Origin of the sequence: Ancylobacter gelatini (assembly GCF_022601675.1) — a bacterium.
Lineage (GTDB): Bacteria > Pseudomonadota > Alphaproteobacteria > Rhizobiales > Xanthobacteraceae > Ancylobacter > Ancylobacter gelatini.
The window spans coordinates 221,771-242,073 of the sequence record NZ_JAKVIL010000005.1 but is presented as its reverse complement, the minus strand read 5'-3'; the positions used below and the strand labels follow the sequence as shown (position 1 = coordinate 242,073).

Genomic DNA, 20,303 nt, shown 5'->3' with positions numbered 1-20,303 from the left:
CGCGCCCGCGGCGGTGTGCTTTCGCGGGTGATGCTTACCTTTAGTCCCTTCTGAGAGGCTTCCATATGACGAAGAAGCCGGGAAAGTCGCCCAGCGTGCCGGCCGGCAAGGCCGCGCGCAAGGCATCGGCTTCCGACCGTGCCAGTGCCTCCCCCCAACAGGGAGCCGCCCCTGTCGTGCCGGACGATTTGGCTGCCGCGCTGTCGGCGTTCTCGATCGACGCGCCCCAGCTCGCCCCGGTGATCGCCGCCCGTGCCTATGGCAGCGGGCATTACCCCTATGTCGACCGGCCCAAGCGCAAGGCCTACCAGAAGGAGCTGCGCGCGCTGCAGATCGAGCTTCTCAAGCTGCAGAACTGGGTGACCAAGACCGGCGAGCGGATCGCGATCGTGTTCGAGGGACGCGACGGCGCCGGCAAGGGTGGCACCATTCACCGCGTCATCCAGCACCTCAACCCACGCTATGTGCGCACGGTCGCGCTCTCCAAGCCGAGCGATGCCGAGGCCGCGCAATGGTACTTCCAGCGCTACGTCGCGCATCTGCCGCGCGGCGGAGAAATAACATTGTTCGACCGTTCCTGGTACAACCGCGCCGTGGTCGAGCCGGTCATGGGTTTCTGCACGCCCCAGCAGACCGCGCATTTTCTCGAACAGGTGCCGGTGTTCGAGAAGATGCTGGCCGATGACGGCATCCGCCTGTTCAAGATCTGGCTGGATATCGGCCGGGAAATGCAGCTCAAGCGTCTGTTCGACCGCCGCAAGGACCCTCTCAAGCACTGGAAGCTGTCGCCGGTCGACCTCGCCGCGCCGGCGCGCTGGGATGCGATTTCCACGGCGCGCGACGTGATGCTGGCGCGGACCCACACGCCGACCGCACCGTGGACCGTGGTGCTCGCCAACGACAAGATGCGCGCGCGCCTCGGCGTCATACGCCAGTTGCTCAGCCAGCTTCCTTATGATGAACGCGATGACCGGGTGCTCGGCGTGACCGACCCGGCCATCGTCCTCGACGGTCCTGGCTTTCTCGCGCGGCGTAATGATTGACATGCCTTCTGGTCGTTCCTGCCCGGTGGTCCCGCGGCGCCCCGCGGCGCCGGGTTGTCGGCGTTCTGCTCGACGGCGTGCGCGGGCGCTTCTTGCCGGCCTCGCATTCCTCGGGCCGCTGCCCGCGATCGGCCAGACATTGCCGCCCCGTCCCCTCACCGATTACGCGATGCGCGGGCGCACCCAGCCAGCTGGCGGCGAGATCATGATTGCTCACCGGCAAGGGCGGGTGCGCATCGACGTCTCGACGCAGCAGGACGGGTCGGCGCTGACCGGCCTGCTCGACCTGCGGTCCCATCGCATGACGCTCCTGTCCGGCGTCACCGGCATGGAGGGTATGGCGGTCGAGGTGGACCTGCCGCCGAAATTCCGCTTCCTCGACCTGCCGCCCCAAGCGCAGTTCGTCGGTGCCGACATGGTGGCGACCGAGCCGTGCGGCGTCTGGCGCGTCGGCGAGAAGGGGACGTCGAAGTCGCTGGAGGTGTGCCTTACCGATGACGGCATCCCGCTGCGCATGCGCGGCGGGCCGGGCGGGGACAGCGCGGGTTTCGAGGTGACCGAGCTGGAGCGGGTGGCTCAGGACCCGGCGCGCTTCGCGGTGCCGGCCGGCACCAGCGTCACGCGGATTCCGCGCGGCATGCAGAAGCTGCTGCCCGGCCTGATGGAATAAGGCGTTCCGCCGTCAGCCGGCCGCGCGGCGGTTCGCCGGGGGCTGGGCGGTCGCAGCCGGCTCCGCGACGCCATCGACCGTGGCGGCCTGGTGGAGTGCCTCGTCCAGCGTATCCGCCAGAATCTGGCGTCGCCGCTTCCGGCTGAGCAGCAATTCGCGCACGCCCATGATGATCAGCGCGATCGCGAAGGGCGTCACGTAATAGAGCAGGCGCAGCAGCAGCAGGGCGCCGAGCAGCGGTTCCTTCTCGAATTGCGGCAGCGCCACCAGCATGGCGGCGTCGAACACGCCGAGCCCGCCGGGCGCGTGGCTGGCAAAGCCGAGCAGCGTCGCGGAGATGAACACCACGCCGAGCGCGATCGGGTCGATGAACGGGGTCTGCGGCATCAGCACATACATCGCCGCCGCGCAGAAGCTGAGGTCGACGATGCCGATGGCGATCTGCGTCAGCGTCAGTCGCGAGCCCGGCAGGGTGACGGTCCAGTGGCCCTCGCCGACGCCGATCCGGCGCGGCTTCAGCCCCACCCACACCACATAGCCGCCGAGCGCCGTCAGCAATGCCAGCCCGATCAGTCGGTTGATCCAGGGCGGCAGATGGTCGACCGCGCTCGCCGCCCAGGGTTCCACGGTGATCCCGAGGCCGAGGATCGCTATGTTGCCGAGCCAGAAGGTCAGTCCGGTGATGAAGCACAGCTTGGCGACATCGACCGCGCCGAGCCCGTGCGCGGAATAGATGCGGTAGCGCACCGTGCCGCCGGTGAAGGCGGAGAAGCCGATATTGTGGCCGATCGAATAGGAGGTGAAGGAGGCGAGCGCCGCGGTGCGATAGGGCACCTGGGGCTTGCCGATGGTGCGCAGCGCGAACCAGTCATAGAAGGTGAGCGTGAAATAGGCGCAGGCCACGAACAGCGCGGCCAGGGCGACCCGCCACGGGTCGGTGTCGGTGAGCGCATCGAACACCTCGCCCGGATTGATGTTCCGCAGCATCTCGTAGAGCACGACCACGGCGATGCCGATGATGACGAGGCTGGCGACGAGGCCGAGCGTGTGCCAACCCACGCGTTCGCGCAGCCAGCCGGGAAACGCCTTCAGCCTGCTCATGCCTCACTCGTCACTTTCATCACGCCACCCCCGCCGAAAGGCTGGCCCCGTATGATCCGCCCCGGACCACAGGACACGGCGCAGGCCTACCAGACCTCGGCGTGTTTCGGAACCGTTTACGCCGTCACGCGCGGCGCATTACCGCATGGTAAAGCGCGCGCCGCCCGCCGGGCACTATCGAGGCCCGGGCTTGTCCGACCACTTCGCGGCAATGACGTGACGCCGGTGTGACATCGCGCAGCCGTGATCGCGCCCCTACAGCCGCACCGGGTAGCCGATCTCGATGGTGCGCGGGCGGGGCAGGCCGAAGCGGTCGACCGAGCGTTCGGCGTTGCGAGCGAGGAAGGCGAAGACATGGGCCAGCACGTCGCGGACGCCGCGCACCTCGTCGGGCGGCATCACCCGCTCATGGCCGATGACATAGACCGCCTCGTCGGGATCGATGCCGCGCGCGTAGAGCGCCGGGCCGAGCACCGAGGGCACGTCGATCTGCTGCATGTAGCCGAAATGGACGTCGACCCGCACATGAACCGCGTCGAGCGCCACGACGCGTACCCGGTCGTCGACCGCCACGCGCGGGCGGGAGGCGATCCAGACCGAGGCGATCACCGCGCGGTTGAACTGGATGTTGAGCAGGTCCGAGAGCCGGCCGAGCGCCACCGGCGTCACCGTGCCGCCCCGGGCGAGGAAGATGGCGGTGCGGGGGCTCACGGCGCAGCCGACCGGCTTGCCGCGCGCCACGAAATCCTCCAGCGGCTCGGTGAAGCGCCGCTGCTGGATGCCCAGCCCTTCCAGCCCGCGCCGCCAGCTCACCATCACCACCAGCACGCAGGCGGCGATCGCCACTGGCAGCCAGCCGCCATCGTGCAGCTTGGTCAGGTTGGCCGCGACGAAGGACAGGTCGACCACGGCCAGCCCGAGGGCGAGGCCGATCAGGGCCGGCAGCGGCCAGCCCCAGCGCCGGCGGACGAAGGAGACGAACAGGATGGTGGTCGACACCATCGCCATCGCCACCGCGATGCCGTAGGCGGAGGCGAGGCGGTCCGAGGAGCCGAAGGAGATGACGACCCCGATGCAGGCGATCATCAAAAGCCAGTTCAGCCGGCCGATATAGATGTGCTGGTCGTTGTGCTCGCTGGTGTAGCGGATGCGCATCGGCGGCAGGTAGCCGAGCTCGATGGCCTGCTTGGCGAGCGAGAACACGCCGGTGATGATCGCCTGCGAGGCGATGACGGTGGCGGCGGTGGCAAGGATGATCAGCGGCAGTTCGAGCAGGTCCGGCGACAGGTCGTAGAACGGGTTCTTCACCGATTCGCGGTGAATCAGCACGTTTGCGCCCTGTCCGTAATAATTGAGGAGCAGCGCGGGCATCGCCACCGCCAGCCACGCCCGGGTGATGACCGGGCGGCCGAAATGGCCGAGATCGGCATAGAGCGCCTCGCCGCCGGTGATGGCGAGGAAGGTTGCGCCGAGAATGGCGCCCGCCAGCAGGTAGTGATCGGCCAGCAGCGCCAGGCCGTGGCGCGGATCGAGCGCGGCCAGCACATCGGGCGCCTGCACGATGCCATGAATGCCGAGCGCGCCGAGCGAGAAGAACCACAGCAGCATGACCGGGCCATAGAACGCCCCGATCCGGTCAGTGCCGGCGCGCTGCGAGATGAAGACCACCATGATCACCAGCACCGTGGCTGGCACGATCCAGTGATCGAGCCCGGGGGCGGCGACCTCAAGCCCCTCGATGGCGGAGAGCACGGAGATGGCGGGGGTCAGCACGCCATCTCCGATCAGCATGGCGGCGCCGACCAGCCCGGCGACCAGCAGCCAGAGCCGTGCCCCGCTGGCGCTGCGGTGCAGGTCCAGCAGCGTCACCAGCGCGAGGATGCCGCCTTCGCCGTCATTGTCGGCGCGCAGCACCAGCATCACATATTTGATGGTGACCGAGAGGATGATGGCCCAGGTGACGAGCGAGAGCAGGCCCAGCACGTCGCCATCATTGACGCCATCGCCGCCGACAGCCAGCAGCCCCTGCTTGAACGCATAGAGCGGACTGGTGCCGATGTCGCCGAACACGACGCCGAGGGCCGCTATTTCGGCGGAAAAGGGTAGCGAGCGACGTGTATGCGGCGTGGTTTTGGCCATGGCGTTACCGATTCGGCATGCCCTCGTCCGTCTCGCCCGCCAGCGTCGCCGCCACCTGTGCAGCACAGGCGGCGATGGCTTGGGCGGGCCAGGATCGGGCGGGATGTGCCGTAGATGCAGGCTACGCAGCAATACCCTTCAACGGCGCCGACGCCAAGCGGCGTATCGGGTGCGGATGGCGGGATCGTCGCGCCATCCCGCTCCGTGAGCGGGGCATGAATGAGGGAGGAGGATTGGGGGGCGGATATAACCCTCCTCCCTCGACCATCGGCCGATGCTGAACCGAAGGCTTGCGGGGTCCTTCGAGCTCCGTCCGGAGGTACGCAAATGATCTTAGCGCAGAATTGGATACAAGCAAGCAGAACCGAACGGTTCGGTCATTTCATTTGCGTGAGGTTCCCACGACGGGCATGCCAGTCAATCCCCGGTCATTTTCGGGTCGGGTTTCACATTCCATTGCGTTCTCGGACCAGATCGTCAAAATCACGGCCAAGCGCAGACGCCGCGGCGAGAATCAGCTTCACGGGTTGTTCGAATGGGAGACACAAACCACCTCGCGGCCCTGCTGTCGTCCCAGCGCGAGGCTGAAACGCACTCCCAGACGTCGAACCAGAGCGAAGAAAAGCGTCGGCAGATCCTCGCGGGCGCCCGCGAGGTTTTTCTCGGCAGCGGCTTCGATGGCGCCAGCATGGGTGAGATCGCCCGCGCGGCCGGCGTGTCCAAGGGCACGCTCTATGTCTATTTCGGCTCCAAGGAAGATCTGTTCGCCGCTCTGGTGCGCGAGGAATGCGGGCAGACCGCCGAGCACTGCTTCGTGTTGGATGTCGACGCGGATGTGCGCGACACGCTCACCCAGACCGGTTTTCGCTATGTCGCGGCAATGACCCGGCCCGAGACCATCGCCACGGTGCGCATGGTCCTCGGCGTCACCGAGAAATTCCCCGCGATCGGTCAGGCCTATCTCTCGGCCGGCCAGGAAGCCGGCGTGAGCCGCCTGTCGGAGTGGCTGCGCGCCAAGATCGCGCGCGGGGAATTGTGGATCGACGACGTGGAACTCGCTGCCTGGCAGTTCATGGTGGGCTGCCATGCGCTGGTGGGCATGCCGATGCTGTTCGGCGGCGGCCGCGAGCCTGACGCCGCCATGGTCGAACGCGTGGTCCACCATACGGTGAACTCGTTCATGAGCGCCTATGCCCGCCGTCGCCGCAAGGACGACGACCCGCTGCACTGAGGCCGCGTCAGCCCGTCCCGCCCGCCGCCCCGCCGGCGGCGGCATGAAGCGCGGCGAGCCCGTCGCGATAGCTGGGATAGCGCAGGGGCCCGCCGGTCAGGCGATGCAGCGCGTCATTCCTCACCCGTCGGTTTTCCGCCCAGAACGACAGCGCCATGGCCGACATGCTCTGCGCCGCCAGCGCGAACGGCTCCGGCTCCGGCGCGGGCTGGCCGAGCAGGCCGGCGGCGAAGCGCACCGGCGCGCAGGAGGGCGAGGGCTCGTCATCCACGACATTGACGATGCCGCCCTTGGCGGAAAGGCACGCCGCGCGTATGGCGTCGGCGATGTCGTCGACATGGATGCGGTTGAACACCTGCCCCTCGCGCTCGATGCAGCGGGCGGTGCCGGCGGCGACGTCGACCAGCGCGTTGCGTCCCGGTCCGTAAATGCCGCCGAGCCGCAGGATGAACACCGGCCGCCCGGCCTTCGCCCCGACGGCCTGCCAGGCCGCTTCCGCCGCCACGCGACGGCGCGCGCGGGCACTGGCGGCGGCGGGCTGCGTGCTCTCGTCGATCCAGTCGCCTCCGGTGTCGCCATAGACGCCGATGGTGGAGAGATAGATCAGCGCGCCCTTGCGGGAGGAGGCCGCGAGCGTTGCGCCGATCTCGGGCAGGAACGGGTCCCCGGTCTCGCCCGGAGCGGCGCTGGCGAGCACGATGTCGGCCCGCGTGGCGGCGTCCAGCTGCTCCGGCGATGCGGTGCCGGCGAAGGTGAGAAGCCGGGTGCCGTCCCGCTCGCCCGGCTCGCCGCGATGCGTGCCGGTGCGCCGGGTGAACAGCTCGCCATGCAAGGCGACGAAGTGGCTGGCGCAATAGCCATGGCCGAGGCTGAGCAGGGCAGTCATGCGTAAGGTCCGTCGGTTATGGGGGGCTCGGCGTCCCATTCCTCGCGCACCTGCGCATCGGCTTCGCCGGGGCGGTGACGGGCGCGCAGAGCCGCGAAAGCCGGCCGGGGCAGCAGCCGCGAGAGCGCCCAGATCGCGGCGCCGCGAATCAGCGGCTGGTCGTCGTCGAGGAGGCGTCGCGCCTCGGCGGCGAGAGCGGGCTCCCCGGAGTTTCCTATTGCCACCAGCACATTGCGCAGGAAGCGGGTGCGCCCGGTGCGCTTGACCGGGCTCTTGGTGAAGCGGGCGCGGAACGCCGCCTCGTCGAGCCCGGCGAGGTCGGCGAGCGCGGGCGCGCGGTTCTCGTCGCGGGCGGCAAGGCGTGCCTCGCGGCCCAGCACGGCGAACTTGTTCCACGGGCAGGCGGCGAGGCAGTCGTCGCAGCCATAGATGCGGTTGCCCATCAGCGGTCGCAGTTCGCGCGGGATCGGCCCCTTGTGCTCGATGGTGAGATAGGAGACGCAGCGGCGCGCATCGATGCGGTACGGCGCGGGAAAGGCGCCGGTCGGGCAGGCATCAAGGCAGGCGCGGCAGGAGCCGCAATGGTCGCGCTCGGGCTCATCCGGCGGCAAAGCGAGCGAGGTGGCGATGGCGCCTAACAGCAGCCAGGAGCCCTTCTCGCGCGACACCAGATTGGTGTGCTTGCCCTGCCAGCCCAGCCCGGCGGCCTCGGCCAGCGGCTTCTCCATCAGCGGCGCGGTGTCGACGAACACCTTCACCTCGCCGCCCGCGCGCGGCACGAAGCGCGAGGCGATGCGCTTGAGCTTGCCCTTGATCAGCTCATGATAATCATCGCCGCGGGCATAGACCGAAATCGTGCCGGCCTCGCGCTGCGCCAGCGACAGGCGCGGGTCGCTGTCGGGGCCGTAATTGAGCCCGAGCATGAGAACGGCGCCGACCTCCGGCCAGAGACTGCCAGGAGCGGCGCGCCGATCGGCGGTCTGCGGCATCCATTCCATGTCGCCATGCGCGCCCTCGGCGATCCATTGATGAAGGCGCGGGGCGGCATGGGGGATCGCGCCGGGGGCGGCGATGCCCATGGCGTCGAAACCTTCCTCACGGGCGAGGGCGAACAGCAGCTCGCGCGCGCTCGCGGGTTCTAGAAGTCGAGATCCGCGTAGCAGGCCGCCGGCGGCATCCCCGCCATGGTGAGGGCGAGCAGCGGACGGAAGGCCGGGCGCGACTTGATGCGGGCGTACCAGATCTTCGCTCCCTCATCCTCTTCCCACGGCACGTCGCCGAGATAGTCGACGCTGGAAATATGCGCGGCGGCGGCAAGGTCAGCATAGCTCAGCCGCTCGCCGGCGAGCCAGTTCCGCGTCTTGAGCAGCCAGCCTATATACTGGAGATGGTAGCGGATGTTCGAGCGCGCGGCGCGGATCACCGCCATGTCCGGCGGTCCGCCGCCGAGTTCACGCGGCATGTAGCGCTTGTAGACCTTCTCGCGCACCAGAGGCTCGGACACCTCGGTGAAGAATTTCTCGTTGAACCACGCCGAGAGCCGGCGCACCTCGACGCGCTCGAACGGTTCGGTGGGCAGGAGCCGGCGCCCGTTCAGCGCGTGGCCGCGCGTCTCGTCGAGATATTCCGTGATCACCGCCGCACCCGGCACGACGAAGCCGTCATCCTCGACCAGCACCGGGGTCTCGCCCGCGGGGTCGAGCATCAGGAATTCCGGCCGGCGCTCCCAGACGCGCTCCTCGATGAGCTCGGGCTCGATTCCCATCTCGCCGAAAGCGAGCCTGACAAGACGCGAATGTGCGCAGAAAGGGTGATGATGAAGCTTCATTTTCCGGGAAATTCACGTGGCCGCTGCGGCGCGCACCTTCGTTTGGTCTAGAAGGGATCATGCCACTTCGCAAGTGATCGCGGCACCAACAAGGCGGGACCGCCGCATCTTCGCCACCCCGGTGCCGGAATGTTCAAGATATCGTATCTGAACTGTTAAGAAGGGCGGATAGATTCCGGCCTTTCGGAGAGAGCAGCCGCGGGAGAAAATCATGGCGGACGGACCTCTGCACGGTACTATAATCTGGAACGAGCTGAACACGCCCGACCCCGAAGCCGCCCGCGCCTTCTATGCGACGATGTTCGGCTGGAGCTTCTCGGCCTTTCCGATGGCGGATGGCGAGTACTGGATCATCCGCCACGGCGACAAGGATCTCGGCGGCATCTTCCCGCTGACCGCGCCGGAGTTCCGCGATATTCCCGCGCACTGGCTCACTTATTTCGCGGTGGATGATGTCGATGCGCAGGTCGCGGCGGCGGTGGAGGCCGGCGGCGCTGTGGCCAAGGCGCCGTTCGACGTGCCGGGCGTCGGCCGCATCGCGGTGGTGCAGGATGCCACGGGCGCCTATATGGCGTGGATGACGCCGCGCATGTGAAGCGGCGGGGCAGCTACCCGCCCGCTCGCGCCGACGGATTCGGTACGGGCGTAATCCGTGTGCCATAGTGACGGCGCAGACATGGCGACGCGGGGCGCCGGCCATGGCTTCCCCGCGGCCATTTCATGGCACGCCCTTGAAACGACAGGAAAAGCCGATCGATGCAGATGCATGTCCCGTTCTCCCCCATTCGCGCCTCCGGTTACGCCCTGCAGGAAGGAAGCCCCGAATTCGACGATCTCGGTGCCGGCCTCGACGAAGCGGAGGCGCTGGGCGTCGATGTCGTGGAGCTGCCGGTCTATGCGTGGCATCTCATCGTGGGTGGCCGCCTGCTGGGCAACCGTCTCGATGACCTCAAGCGCGCACTTGCCGGCCGCCGGCTCGGCTACACGGTGCATGGCCCGCTCGCGGTCAACCTGATGGACATTCCCGAGCGCCTCGCCCGCCATGAGGCGGTGCTGGAAGCCAGTATCGAGATCACCGCCGCCATCGGCGCGCAGCATCTGGTGATGCATACCGGCGTGGTGCGCGACGCGGCCGACGATCTGGAACTCGCCTATGAGCGCCAGCGCGGCGCCCTGCTGCGGGCCGGCGACAAGGCCGCCGCGCTCGGCGTGACGCTGTGCGTGGAGAACGTGTTCCGCTTCGGTGGCGCCCGCGAGACCGCCACGCCCTCCAAGCTGGCCGGGGAACTGGCGGCGATCGACCACAAGGCCGTCAAGGCGACACTCGACGTCAGCCACGCCTTCATCCGCTGCGCCGAGCAGCGTATCGATCCTTTGCCGGAGATCGCGGCGCTGGCACCCCATATCGCCCATCTGCACCTGCACGATTCCTTCGGCCGCCCCTCCGAGCTGTGGACCTATCACCCCGCCGAGGCGGTGGCGCTGGGCGAGGGCGACCTGCACCTGCCGATCGGCTGGGGCAGCATCGACTGGGAGGCGGTGGTGAATGCGGTTCCGGTCGCGCCGGGCACGGTTGCGATCATGGAGCTCGATCCCCGCCACTGGCGCGAACTGCCCGAGCAGGTGGCGGCGCTGAAGGCGCTGGCGGGACGGTTCCGCGCGCTGTCCTCGCCGGTGGCGTGAGGGGCGCTGCTGAGCGCAAGGCGCGCGTGGCGCCCTCGCACGGCATGCCCCTTGAGCGCCGCCTGCCGCTTTTAAACGCAAGGAGTGGCGTGTCGGCGCAGGGAGTGTCTTGCGGGCGCTGATGGCCACCCCTATATCGGCGACGAACGGTGCTCGACGCACCGTACCCGAATTGTTTGGGGGCCGGTCCCGGAGGGCGGCGCGGGTTCTACCCGCCGTTCTTCTCCGGGTGCTTCACGAAGGCCCGGCCGGCCTGCCGGAAGGAGAAACCATATGTCTAAAGTCATCGGCATCGATCTTGGCACGACCAATAGCTGCGTCGCGGTCATGGAAGGCTCCACGCCCAAGGTGATCGAGAACGCGGAAGGTGCACGCACCACCCCGTCCATCGTCGCCTTCACCGAGGACGGCGAGCGCCTCGTCGGCCAGCCGGCCAAGCGCCAGGCGGTCACGAACCCCGAGCGCACCTTCTTCGCGGTCAAGCGCCTCATCGGCCGCCGCTACGACGACCCGACCGTCGCCAAGGACAAGGGTCTGGTGCCCTACCAGATCGTGCGCGGCGACAATGGCGACGCGTGGCTGGAATCGGACGGCAAGAAGTACTCGCCCTCGCAGATCTCCGCCTTCACCCTGCAGAAGATGAAGGAAACCGCCGAATCCTATCTCGGCGCGAAGGTCACGCAGGCGGTCATCACGGTTCCCGCCTATTTCAACGACGCCCAGCGCCAGGCCACCAAGGACGCCGGCAAGATCGCCGGCCTCGAAGTGCTGCGCATCATCAACGAGCCGACCGCGGCCGCGCTGGCCTATGGCCTCGACAAGAAGCAGTCCGGCATCATCGCGGTCTATGACCTCGGCGGCGGCACGTTCGACGTGTCGATCCTCGAGATCGGCGACGGCGTGTTCGAGGTGAAGTCCACCAACGGCGACACCTTCCTCGGCGGCGAAGATTTCGACATGCGGCTCGTCGGCTATCTCGCGGACGAGTTCAAGAAGGAGCAGGGCATCGACCTGCGCAACGACAAGCTGGCCCTTCAGCGCCTGAAGGAAGCGGCCGAGAAGGCCAAGATCGAGCTGTCCAGCGCGACCCAGACCGAGATCAACCTGCCCTTCATCACGGCGGACGCCTCGGGCCCCAAACACCTGACCATGAAGCTCACCCGCGCCAAGTTCGAGGCGCTGGTCGACGACCTGATCCAGCGCACCGTCGAGCCCTGCAAGAAGGCGCTCAAGGATGCGGGCCTTTCGGCTGGTCAGATCGACGAGGTGGTCCTGGTCGGCGGCATGACCCGCATGCCGAAGGTGCAGGAGATCGTGAAGCAGTTCTTCGGCAAGGAGCCCCACAAGGGCGTCAACCCGGATGAAGTGGTCGCCATCGGCGCCGCGATCCAGGCCGGCGTGCTGCAGGGCGACGTCAAGGACGTGTTGCTGCTCGACGTGACCCCGCTCTCGCTCGGCATCGAGACGCTGGGCGGCGTGTTCACGCGCCTGATCGACCGCAACACCACGATCCCGACCAAGAAGAGCCAGGTGTTCTCGACGGCGGAAGACGGCCAGACCGCGGTGACGATCCGCGTGTTCCAGGGCGAGCGCGAAATGGCGGCGGACAACAAGATCCTCGGCCAGTTCGACCTCGTGGGCATCCCCCCGGCGCCGCGCGGCGTGCCGCAGATCGAGGTCGCCTTCGACATCGACGCCAACGGCATCGTCAACGTGTCCGCCAAGGACAAGGGCACTGGCAAGGAACAGCAGATCCGCATCCAGGCCTCCGGCGGTCTCTCGGATTCCGACATCGACAAGATGGTGAAGGACGCCGAGGCCCACGCCGAGGAAGACAAGAAGCGCAAGGCTCTCGTCGAGGCGAAGAACCACGCCGAGGCGCTGGTCCATTCGACCGAGAAGGCCGTCGCCGAGCATGGTGACAAGGTCGGCGAGGCCGAGAAGGCCGCGATCGCCACCGCGATCGCCGAGCTCAAGACCGCGCTGGAAGGCGAGGATGCCGAGGCGATCGCCGCCAAGACCAACACGCTGGCCCAGGCCTCGCTGAAGCTGGGCGAGGCGATGTATGCCGCCCAGTCCGGCGGTGACGATGCCGGCGCCGCGCCGAAGGACGACGTGGTGGATGCCGAGTTCACCGAGGTCGACGACGACAACAAGAAGTCGGCCTGATCGCCCACGATTCGCCCCGCCCCCGGACCACAAGCCGGGGGCGGTGTTTTTTGCGGCAGGACCGATCGGCGCGCGCCCGATGACGACGCGCGCGGCAGGATTCCTGCATGGTCCGGCTGCTTCGGCCCGCACGGCCTTCCGTGAGGAACGCCACCCGCCGGACCGGCAGTGCCGCGGCTTAACCGACCGAGCTGACCTGAACTCATGGCCAAGATCGACTATTACGAGCTCCTGGAAGTCACCCGGACCTGCAATGACGGCGAGCTGAAGAGCTCCTACCGCAAGCTCGCCATGAAGTGGCACCCGGACAAGAACCCCGGCAATGCCGAGGCGGAGGCCCGCTTCAAGCAGATCAGCGAAGCCTATGAGGTGCTGAAGGACCCGCAGAAGCGCGCGGCCTATGACCGTTTCGGCCATGCGGCCTTCGAGAACGGCATGGGCGGTGGCGGCGGCCCCGGTTTCGGCGCTGATTTCGCCTCGACCTTCTCCGACATCTTCGACGACCTGTTCGGCATGAGCGGCGGGCGTCGCGGCCCGCAGCGCGGCGGGCGCGAGCGCGGGGCGGACCTGCGCTACAATATGGAAATCACGCTGGAGGACGCGTTCGCCGGCAAGGATGCCACCATCCACTTGCCCACCTCCATCGTCTGCGAGACCTGTTCGGGCTCGGGCGCCAAGGCCGGCACCCAGCCCACCACCTGCCGCACCTGCTCAGGGAGCGGGCGCATCCGGCAGGCGCAGGGCTTCTTCACGCTGGAGCGCACCTGCCCGTCCTGCCAGGGGCGCGGCCAGGTGATCGAGGATCCGTGCCCCTCCTGCGCCGGCACCGGCCACCAGACCCGCGAGCGCACGCTCGAGGTCGCGATCCCGCCCGGCGTCGAGGACGGCACCCGCATCCGCCTGTCCAATGAAGGCGAGGCCGGCACGCGGGGCGGCCCCTCGGGCGACCTCTACATCTTCCTGTCGATCGCCCCGCACGAATTCTTCCGGCGTGACGGCGCGGACCTGTTCTGCCGCGTGCCGATCTCCATGGTGACGGCGGCGCTCGGCGGCGCCTTCGAGGTGCCCACCATCGATGGCGGCACCACCAAGGTGAAGGTCCCCGAGGGCACGCAGTCCGACAAGCGCTTCCGCCTCACGGCCAAGGGCATGCCGGTGCTGCGCACCCGCAATCGCGGCGACATGTATGTGCAGGTGATGGTGGAGACTCCGCAGAATCTCACCCGCCGCCAGCGCGAACTGCTGGCGGAGTTCGACGGTGAGTGCTCGAAGGAGACGCACCCCGAATCCAGCGGATTCTTTGCGAAGGTAAAGGATTTCTTTGCCGGGGATGCCGAATAAGATTCCGTTTCACGCCGGAAACGGTGCACGTAATGCCTGCGTCATCACCGGGCCTTAACAAGAGCCGATTAGCTTTCTAGTGTTGACGTTCGTTTCGTTGTCTTTCCGTCGCATCGCGTCCCGCTTCCGGGTGGGTCTGCTGGAATCCTAGTGGCATGCTGCACCGCGCTGATACCCGTGGCTCGAGGCCGAAAACCCGGCCCGATGAGGTCCGCTTTCTGCAATCCTGGTTCCAGAACCCCCTGCGGACCGGGGCGGTCTCGCCGTCGGGGCGTGCGCTGGCGCGGACCATGGCCAATTTCGTCGATCCCCATGAGGACGGGCCGGTGATCGAGCTGGGACCGGGCACCGGGCCGGTGACGAGTGCGCTGGTGGCCCGCGGCGTCGCCCCGGAGCGGCTGGTGCTGATCGAATACAACCCGGAATTCTGCCGGCTGCTCAAGACGCGCTTTCCCGGCGCCACCGTGATTCGGGGCGATGCCTATGACATGCGCGCCACGCTGAACGACACGCTGTCGGCCCCGGCGGTCGCGGTGGTCTCCAGCCTGCCGCTGTTCACGCGGCCCGCGCCGGAGCGCCACGCCCTGGTGCAGCAGGCGTTCGAGATGTCCCGTCCCGGCGCGCCGTTCATCCAGTTCACCTATGCCGTGGTGTCGCCGCTGCCGCTGGAAGACCGGCCGATCCACGCCCATGTCAGCCCGCGCGTCTGGCGCAATCTTCCGCCTGCCCGGGTCTGGGTCTATCGTTCGGCGCTGGAGTCGGCGGAACAGGCGAGCCTTCCCGCCGCCTGACCCCCCACCAGCCGGCCCCCTCGGGGAAAGCGGAGACCAGCATGCGCGCGCCGAAGATCGTCACCTTTGCCGGCTCGATCCGTACCGGGTCCTATTCGGCGAGCCTCGCCGCGCTGGCGGCGCGGGACATGGCGCTGATGAATGCCGAGCCGGTGCTGCTCTCGCTCGCCGACTATCCCCTGCCGATCTATGACGGGGATCTGGAGGCAGCCGAGGGCGTGCCCGCCCCGGCCCGCCAGCTTCGCGACCAGCTCGCCTCGGCGGACGGCGTGTTCATCGTCACACCGGAATATAATGCCGGCCTGCCGCCGCTCCTGAAGAACGCGCTGGACTGGGTGAGCCGGGTGAAATCCAGCGAGGGCGACGCCTTCAAGGGGCCGGTCTATGCCATCGGCTCCTCCTCGCCCGGCGCGCTGGGCGGCTATCGCGCCGCGATGATGCTGCGCCAGACGCTGGCGCTCGGCCTCGGCTGCCTGGTGCTGGCCGAACAGGCCATGGTGCCCGGCGCGGCGCAGGCCTTCGACGAGCAGGGCGGCCTGAAGGAGGAACGCTCGCAAAGGCAGTTGCGCGCCGTGCTCGCAGCGCTTATCGACCAGTCGGCGCTCAGGGCCGGGCTGCGCGCCTGATCCCTTTCGCGCCCCGGACGGCTGGATCTCCTCTCATGACCGCTTCCGGGACCGACACCGTCGCCGACCCCCGCGACCGCCTGATCGTGGCGCTGGACCTGCCCACGGTCGGGGTGGCGGAGAGCGTGGTGGCCCGGATCGGCGATGCCGCGACCTTCTACAAGATCGGCTACGAGCTCGGCTATGCCGGCGGGCTGGGCTTTGCCCGCGAGCTGATCGCGGACGGCAAGAAGGTGTTCATCGACTTCAAGCTGCACGACATCGGCAACACGGTGGCGCATGGCGTCGCCTCGATCGCCGCGATGGGCGCGAGCTTCCTCACCGTCCACGCCTATCCCCAGACCATGCGCGCGGCGATGGAAGGCAAGGGCGCCAGCCCGCTGCGCATCCTCGCCGTGACGGTGCTGACCTCCTATGACGATGCCGACCTCGCAGAGGCCGGCTATGCGCAGGACGTTTCCGCCACCGTGGCGCGCCGGGTGGCGCAGGCCCGCGAGGCCGGGATCGACGGCATCGTCTGCGCCCCGACCGACGCGCCGATGGTGCGCTCCATTCTCGGGCCTCACCGCGCCATTGTGACCCCCGGCGTGCGGCCGGCCGGCGCGGCGGTGGGCGACCAGAAGCGCGTCGCCACCCCGGCCTCGGCGATCCGCGCCGGGGCGGACCATCTGGTGGTCGGCCGCCCGATCGTCGCCTCGCCGGACCCGGCGGCGGCGGCGCGTGCGGTGCAGGCCGAAATCGCGGCGGCCGTGGCCGGCGCCTGAGCCACATATCCAACAAGGGAAGCACCGCCATGGCCAAGGGCTACTGGATCAGCCGCATCGATGTCCGCGATCCCGAGCGCTTCAAGCTCTACGCCGCGGCGGCGGGACCGGCCATCGAGGCCTTCGGCGGGCGGTTTCTGGTGCGCGGCGGCGCCTTCGAGGCTCTCGAAGGTCCCTCTCGCGCGCGCAATGTGGTGGTGGAGTTCCCGGACTACGACACGGCATTGGCCTGTTTCCGCTCGCCCGACTATCAGGTCGCCTATGAGCACCGCATCGCCGCCTCACAGGACGAGCATCTGATCATCGAGGGCTATGAGGGCGACCAGCCGGCCGCCGGCCAGATCGACGGGCCACCCGCTGCGCCGGGCGCCGCCTATTGGGTGATGCGCCTCGATGTCCACGACACTGAGGGCTACAAGCCCTATATCGCCGCCGACGCGATCGCGATCGCCAAATACAAGGGCTGGTTCCTGGTGCGCGGCGGGCGGCACGAGGCGGTGAGCGGGACGGCGCGCTCGCGCAATGTCGTGCTGGCCTTCGCCGATTACGAGACGGCGCTGGCCTGCTACCGCTCGCCGGAATATCAGGCGGCGCTGGCGTTTCGAAAGGCGGCGGCGGAGGGCGAGGTGATCATCGCCGAGGGCGTGTGAGCGCGCTCATGCGGCTTCCGCGCCGCATTTCTGGTATTTCAGCGGAATCCGGCGACGGCCCTCTTGTCGATGTGGACAAGCCGGATGCCCTCTGCTATGTGCGCACACCTTGATCGGCATCCGAGCCGTCCCTTCGTCCTGATGGGATGACCGTTCCGGTCTTTACTTATTCACGTATCGCGATCCGCGAAGGCACGAAGAGGAACAACCGTGCAGGTTCTCGTTCGGGACAACAATGTCGATCAGGCCCTGAAGGCCCTCAAGAAGAAGATGCAGCGCGAAGGCATCTTCCGCGAGATGAAGCTCCGCGGCCACTACGAGAAGCCGTCCGAGAAGCGCGCCCGCGAAGAGGCCGAGGCTGTCCGCCGCGCCCGCAAGCTCGCTCGCAAGCGCGCTCAGCGCGAAGGCCTGCTGCCCTCGAAGCCGAAGCCCGTGGGCCCCGGCGCCCGCTGAGCGGCCATTCATCGATCCGGCGCTTCGGGGCCGGTTCAACAGGTTAGCGGGAAGCGCGGTGACATCGGTCGCCGCGCTTTTTGCGTTGCGCTGGCGGCAGATGTCGCCCGCGTCGCTTCAGCCGGCGATGAACCGGCCGGTCCCATCGTTCCGCATGGATGATCTGGGAGGCGCGGTGCGCGGCGGGGTTGGCACCATCTCTGGCGGATGACGGCTTGGCGGCCCTATGCACACGCCTCCGGGTCACACCCATCCGGGTGGCGCCGGCGGCAAGACGGGGCATCGGTGCGGTGCTGGCGTAGGGTGCGGTCTTCTGACTGCCAGCCAGGCGCCCATCCGTGGGGCGCGGCATGGTCTCGTTCTGCACCCGCGCGGGTTGGCGGGTGATGATCGAGGCCGATCTTGCCGGCCCCGACATTCGGGTTATCGAGCGGCCCTGAGGCCGCCCGCGATCACTGACGGTTGAACGGCACCGTGTATTCACCGCCGCGGATGCGGCCGGCCAGGCGCTCGGCGAAGCCGGCGGCGGCTTCCTCGCCATAGGTCGCGACCAGCGAGCGTATCGCCGTGAACAGCGCGGCCTGCGCCAGGCAATCTTCGTCAAGCCCGTCATAGACCGCTTCGTTCCACGCCTCGTCGAGATAGGCGAGGGCGGCATGACGCTCATCCTGAAGCGCCTGGTCGGCGGTTTCGTCGAGCGTGAGCGGATCGGGGAGCTGGGACAATCTGTAACCTCCGCGCGTTCGAGTGACGCGCCCGAATCGACATTAGCACGGTCCGCCGGCCGTTCCGCCCAAGTTTTGAAGAACGGTTAATGGCGGCGGCGCCCGCTTGCTGAAACCAGTTGTAACCCGGTTAATTGCTGCCGTAGCGCGCTGCAATGTCGCGGGACAGCTTCGCGCCGGCTTCCAGATACCTCTGCGATGCGAGCTGCGCCGAGGCGGTGCAGGAATGGTAGACCTGCCGGTAGCTCTCATAGCCGTTATTGAACGCCGCGATCAACTGGCCGCGCCGCGTGTCGGAGGGCTGCTCGGCATCCAGCATCTCCTGCATCTCCTCCCGCCAGCGCGTGCCTTCGGCTGCCCCGCAGAGCGGGCGGATATAATGCAGGGCCCCGAGAATCTCCGAGAGCTTCAACAGGTCCGGCTCATAGGGGGGCACGCCACCACTGTTCTGCTGCGCCGCCGCCGGGAGCGCCAGCAGGGCGCACAGGCCGAGGCCGAACAACATGGGGATGGGGGAGCGGGGGCGGCGCGTCATCGCCCGAGTGGTGCGCGAGCCGGCGCGCACCGTCAAGTGCCCGCCGTCACGAGGTGATGGGCGCTGGCGATGATGCCGGCGAGGCCGGGCGTGGTCTCGTGCTCGGCTGGCAGCGCGTCGGGCGCGAACCAGCCGACCTCGCTGGCTTCCGGGCCGATGGCGGGTTCGCCGGCGAGCCAGCGCCCGGCATAGGACACGACGACGAAATGGGTGGTGACGGTGCCGGCCTCGTCGTGGCGGATGATGTCCAGCGCGCCGGAAATACCGAGCAGCGCGCAGTCGACGCCGACCTCCTCCATCGCCTCGCGCCGCGCGGCGGCCTCCAGCGTCTCGCCGGCCTCGACACGTCCGCCGGGCAGGCTCCACAGCCCGTTCATGGTGGCGGCGCCGCGCCGGGCGAGCAGCACACGGCCGTGGCGGAAGATCGCGGTGCTGACGGCGAGGACGGGACGCGGAACCGGAGTGTCGCTCATGGTGCCTCAGCGCCCGAAGGCTGCGAAATAGCGGTCGAGAATGCCGCGATACACACCCGCGAGCGCCTGAAGCTCGGTGACGGGGGTGGCTTCGTCGACACCATGCATCGAGGTGCCGACCAGGCCGAACTCGATCACGGGGCAGTAATCCTTGATGAAGCGGGCGTCGGAGGTGCCGCCGGTGGTCGAAAGCTCCGGCGTGGTGCCGGTTTCGCGCGCGATGGCGTCGACAACGAGGTCGACGAAGGCGCCCGGCGCGGTGAGGAAGCTGTCGGAGGAGCGCTCCTCAAAGGCGACGCTCCAGCGCACCTCGTTGCCGGCGGCGGCCGCGAGCCGTCGCTCGATCGCCTCGCGAAGGGTCGCGGGTGTCCAGATGTCGTTGAAGCGGATGTTGAACCGCGCCTCGACCTGCGCCGGGATCACGTTGAAGGCCGGATTGCCGGTATCGACCGACACGACTTCGAGGTTCGAGGCCTGGAAATGTTCGGTGCCGGCGTCGAGCGGCTCGCCCTTGAGCGCGGCCAGCAGCTTCACCATGCCGGGGATCGGGTTCTCGGCGAGGTGGGGATAGCCGACATGGCCTTGCCTGCCGTGCACGGTGAGGGTGCCGGAGAGCGAGCCACGCCGGCCGATCTTCACCATGTCGCCGAGCCTCGCCCGGCTGGTGGGCTCGCCCAGCACGCAATGGTCGATGCGCTCGTCGCGGTCGGCCAGCCAGCGCAGCAGCTTCTCGGTGCCGTTGATCGCCGGGCCTTCCTCGTCGCCGGTGATGAGGAAGGAGATCGAGCCCGGCATGCTGTCGCCGCGCTCGGAAATGAAGTCCAGCGCGGCGGCGAGGCTGGCGGCGACGCCGCCCTTCATGTCGACCGCGCCGCGCCCATAGAGGATGCCCTCGCAGATCGCGCCCTCGAATGGGGGAAAGCGCCACTGCGCGGCATCGCCCGGCGGCACGACATCGGTATGGCCGGCGAAGCAGAAATTCGGCCCCAGCGTGCCGAAGCGGGCATAGAGGTTCTCGATGTCCGGCGTGCCGGGGGCGGTGAGGCGCACGCGGTGCACCGAAAAGCCGGCATTGGAGAGCCGCGCGTCGAGATAGCCGAGCGCGCCGCCTTCCTCGGGAGTGACCGAAGGACAGCGGATCAATGCGCGGGCAATGTCGACGGGATCGGCTTTAGGCGTCGCGTTCATCGACATG

21 protein-coding genes are annotated in these 20,303 nt (G+C 68.3%); 12 read left to right on the top strand and 9 right to left on the bottom strand.

Annotated elements, in window-relative coordinates:
- Positions 1-65: 65 nt before the first annotated feature.
- Positions 66-1,043: a polyphosphate kinase 2 gene (gene ppk2 / locus MKI84_RS11290; protein ID WP_241619545.1), complete on the top strand. Its 978-nt coding sequence runs from the start codon at positions 66-68 to the stop codon at positions 1,041-1,043.
- 139 nt (positions 1,044-1,182) lie between these two features.
- The gene (locus MKI84_RS11285) at positions 1,183-1,713 is read left to right on the top strand and encodes a hypothetical protein (protein WP_241619543.1); all 531 of its coding nucleotides are present in this window, start codon (positions 1,183-1,185) and stop codon (positions 1,711-1,713) included.
- 12 nt (positions 1,714-1,725) lie between these two features.
- On the opposite strand, the gene MKI84_RS11280 is transcribed toward MKI84_RS11285, so the two are convergent.
- Both MKI84_RS11280 and MKI84_RS11275 read right to left on the bottom strand, forming a co-directional pair.
- Entirely contained in the window at positions 1,726-2,814 is a 1,089-nt protein-coding gene (locus MKI84_RS11280; RefSeq protein WP_241619542.1) for a putative bifunctional lysylphosphatidylglycerol flippase/synthetase, read from the bottom strand.
- Positions 2,815-3,069: 255 nt separating this feature from the next.
- The gene (locus MKI84_RS11275; RefSeq protein WP_241619541.1) at positions 3,070-4,953 is read right to left on the bottom strand and encodes a potassium transporter Kup; all 1,884 of its coding nucleotides are present in this window, start codon (positions 4,951-4,953) and stop codon (positions 3,070-3,072) included.
- 535 nt (positions 4,954-5,488) lie between these two features.
- Between MKI84_RS11275 and MKI84_RS11270 the strand changes: the two genes are divergently transcribed.
- Positions 5,489-6,184: a TetR/AcrR family transcriptional regulator gene (locus MKI84_RS11270; RefSeq protein WP_241619540.1), complete on the top strand. Its 696-nt coding sequence runs from the start codon at positions 5,489-5,491 to the stop codon at positions 6,182-6,184.
- Positions 6,185-6,191: 7 nt separating this feature from the next.
- Here MKI84_RS11270 and MKI84_RS11265 read toward each other — a convergent pair whose 3' ends face one another.
- From MKI84_RS11265 to MKI84_RS11255, 3 genes are read right to left on the bottom strand one after another with little or no spacing between them, the layout of a single operon-like run.
- Positions 6,192-7,070 (bottom strand): NAD-dependent epimerase/dehydratase family protein, encoded by an 879-nt coding sequence (locus tag MKI84_RS11265; protein WP_241619539.1) that lies wholly within the window; start codon positions 7,068-7,070, stop codon positions 6,192-6,194.
- Positions 7,067-8,233: a tRNA epoxyqueuosine(34) reductase QueG gene (gene queG, locus MKI84_RS11260; RefSeq protein WP_241619651.1), complete on the bottom strand. Its 1,167-nt coding sequence runs from the start codon at positions 8,231-8,233 to the stop codon at positions 7,067-7,069. Before queG ends, MKI84_RS11265 begins: the two co-directional genes overlap by 4 nt.
- Entirely contained in the window at positions 8,209-8,898 is a 690-nt protein-coding gene (locus MKI84_RS11255) for a glutathione S-transferase family protein (protein WP_241619538.1), read from the bottom strand. Before MKI84_RS11255 ends, queG begins: the two co-directional genes overlap by 25 nt.
- A 211-nt stretch (positions 8,899-9,109) precedes the next feature.
- Between MKI84_RS11255 and MKI84_RS11250 the strand changes: the two genes are divergently transcribed.
- The 9 genes from MKI84_RS11250 (at position 9,110) to rpsU (ending at position 17,375) form a co-directional block, all read left to right on the top strand.
- Positions 9,110-9,493 (top strand): VOC family protein, encoded by a 384-nt coding sequence (locus MKI84_RS11250; protein ID WP_241619537.1) that lies wholly within the window; start codon positions 9,110-9,112, stop codon positions 9,491-9,493.
- 161 nt (positions 9,494-9,654) lie between these two features.
- Positions 9,655-10,581 carry a sugar phosphate isomerase/epimerase family protein gene (locus MKI84_RS11245; RefSeq protein WP_241619535.1) on the top strand — a complete coding sequence of 309 codons (927 nt, stop codon included), beginning with the start codon at positions 9,655-9,657 and terminating at the stop codon, positions 10,579-10,581.
- A 273-nt stretch (positions 10,582-10,854) separates the two neighbouring features.
- Positions 10,855-12,750, top strand: a complete 1,896-nt coding sequence (gene dnaK, locus MKI84_RS11240; protein ID WP_241619534.1) for a molecular chaperone DnaK — start codon at positions 10,855-10,857, stop codon at positions 12,748-12,750.
- A gap of 204 nt (positions 12,751-12,954) precedes the next feature.
- Entirely contained in the window at positions 12,955-14,091 is a 1,137-nt protein-coding gene (gene dnaJ / locus MKI84_RS11235) for a molecular chaperone DnaJ (protein ID WP_241619532.1), read from the top strand.
- A gap of 155 nt (positions 14,092-14,246) precedes the next feature.
- A complete protein-coding gene (locus tag MKI84_RS11230) occupies positions 14,247-14,882 on the top strand; it encodes a class I SAM-dependent methyltransferase (protein ID WP_241619531.1) in 636 nt (211 codons plus the stop codon).
- Positions 14,883-14,923: 41 nt separating this feature from the next.
- The gene (locus MKI84_RS11225) at positions 14,924-15,508 is read left to right on the top strand and encodes an NADPH-dependent FMN reductase (RefSeq protein ID WP_241619530.1); all 585 of its coding nucleotides are present in this window, start codon (positions 14,924-14,926) and stop codon (positions 15,506-15,508) included.
- 35 nt (positions 15,509-15,543) lie between these two features.
- On the top strand, positions 15,544-16,272 hold the full coding sequence (gene pyrF, locus MKI84_RS11220) for an orotidine-5'-phosphate decarboxylase (protein ID WP_241619529.1): 729 nt from the start codon (positions 15,544-15,546) through the stop codon (positions 16,270-16,272).
- 29 nt (positions 16,273-16,301) lie between these two features.
- Complete coding sequence (locus MKI84_RS20820) at positions 16,302-16,922, top strand: DUF1330 domain-containing protein (RefSeq protein WP_425353828.1); 621 nt, start codon at positions 16,302-16,304, stop codon at positions 16,920-16,922.
- A 210-nt stretch (positions 16,923-17,132) separates the two neighbouring features.
- Positions 17,133-17,375, top strand: coding sequence for a 30S ribosomal protein S21 (gene rpsU / locus MKI84_RS11205; protein ID WP_241619528.1), 243 nt, complete (start codon positions 17,133-17,135; stop codon positions 17,373-17,375).
- Positions 17,376-17,827: 452 nt separating this feature from the next.
- Here rpsU and MKI84_RS11200 read toward each other — a convergent pair whose 3' ends face one another.
- From MKI84_RS11200 to dapE, 4 genes are all read right to left on the bottom strand, one after another.
- Positions 17,828-18,100 carry a hypothetical protein gene (locus MKI84_RS11200; RefSeq protein WP_241619527.1) on the bottom strand — a complete coding sequence of 91 codons (273 nt, stop codon included), beginning with the start codon at positions 18,098-18,100 and terminating at the stop codon, positions 17,828-17,830.
- Between the two features lie 130 nt (positions 18,101-18,230).
- Entirely contained in the window at positions 18,231-18,665 is a 435-nt protein-coding gene (locus MKI84_RS11195) for a TIGR02301 family protein (protein ID WP_241619648.1), read from the bottom strand.
- Positions 18,666-18,667: 2 nt separating this feature from the next.
- On the bottom strand, positions 18,668-19,108 hold the full coding sequence (locus tag MKI84_RS11190) for an NUDIX hydrolase (protein WP_241619526.1): 441 nt from the start codon (positions 19,106-19,108) through the stop codon (positions 18,668-18,670).
- Between the two features lie 6 nt (positions 19,109-19,114).
- Positions 19,115-20,302, bottom strand: coding sequence for a succinyl-diaminopimelate desuccinylase (gene dapE / locus MKI84_RS11185; RefSeq protein ID WP_425353827.1), 1,188 nt, complete (start codon positions 20,300-20,302; stop codon positions 19,115-19,117).
- Position 20,303: the final 1 nt, after the last annotated feature.

Excerpts from the sequence above, each read along its gene's own strand:
- MKI84_RS11280 (WP_241619542.1), bottom strand. The coding sequence starts at position 2,814 with ATGAGCAGGCTGAAGGCGTTTCCCGGCTGGCTGCGCGAACGCGTGGGT.
- MKI84_RS11225 (WP_241619530.1), top strand. The coding sequence starts at position 14,924 with ATGCGCGCGCCGAAGATCGTCACCTTTGCCGGCTCGATCCGTACCGGG.
- pyrF (WP_241619529.1), top strand. The coding sequence starts at position 15,544 with ATGACCGCTTCCGGGACCGACACCGTCGCCGACCCCCGCGACCGCCTG.
- MKI84_RS11270 (WP_241619540.1), top strand. The coding sequence starts at position 5,489 with ATGGGAGACACAAACCACCTCGCGGCCCTGCTGTCGTCCCAGCGCGAG.
- dapE (WP_425353827.1), bottom strand. The coding sequence starts at position 20,302 with ATGTCGATGAACGCGACGCCTAAAGCCGATCCCGTCGACATTGCCCGC.
- MKI84_RS11230 (WP_241619531.1), top strand. The coding sequence starts at position 14,247 with ATGCTGCACCGCGCTGATACCCGTGGCTCGAGGCCGAAAACCCGGCCC.
- MKI84_RS11190 (WP_241619526.1), bottom strand. The coding sequence starts at position 19,108 with ATGAGCGACACTCCGGTTCCGCGTCCCGTCCTCGCCGTCAGCACCGCG.
- MKI84_RS11250 (WP_241619537.1), top strand. The coding sequence starts at position 9,110 with ATGGCGGACGGACCTCTGCACGGTACTATAATCTGGAACGAGCTGAAC.
- MKI84_RS11265 (WP_241619539.1), bottom strand. The coding sequence starts at position 7,070 with ATGACTGCCCTGCTCAGCCTCGGCCATGGCTATTGCGCCAGCCACTTC.
- dnaJ (WP_241619532.1), top strand. The coding sequence starts at position 12,955 with ATGGCCAAGATCGACTATTACGAGCTCCTGGAAGTCACCCGGACCTGC.
- MKI84_RS11245 (WP_241619535.1), top strand. The coding sequence starts at position 9,655 with ATGCAGATGCATGTCCCGTTCTCCCCCATTCGCGCCTCCGGTTACGCC.
- dnaK (WP_241619534.1), top strand. The coding sequence starts at position 10,855 with ATGTCTAAAGTCATCGGCATCGATCTTGGCACGACCAATAGCTGCGTC.
- MKI84_RS11275 (WP_241619541.1), bottom strand. The coding sequence starts at position 4,953 with ATGGCCAAAACCACGCCGCATACACGTCGCTCGCTACCCTTTTCCGCC.
- MKI84_RS20820 (WP_425353828.1), top strand. The coding sequence starts at position 16,302 with ATGGCCAAGGGCTACTGGATCAGCCGCATCGATGTCCGCGATCCCGAG.
- MKI84_RS11255 (WP_241619538.1), bottom strand. The coding sequence starts at position 8,898 with ATGAAGCTTCATCATCACCCTTTCTGCGCACATTCGCGTCTTGTCAGG.
- ppk2 (WP_241619545.1), top strand. The coding sequence starts at position 66 with ATGACGAAGAAGCCGGGAAAGTCGCCCAGCGTGCCGGCCGGCAAGGCC.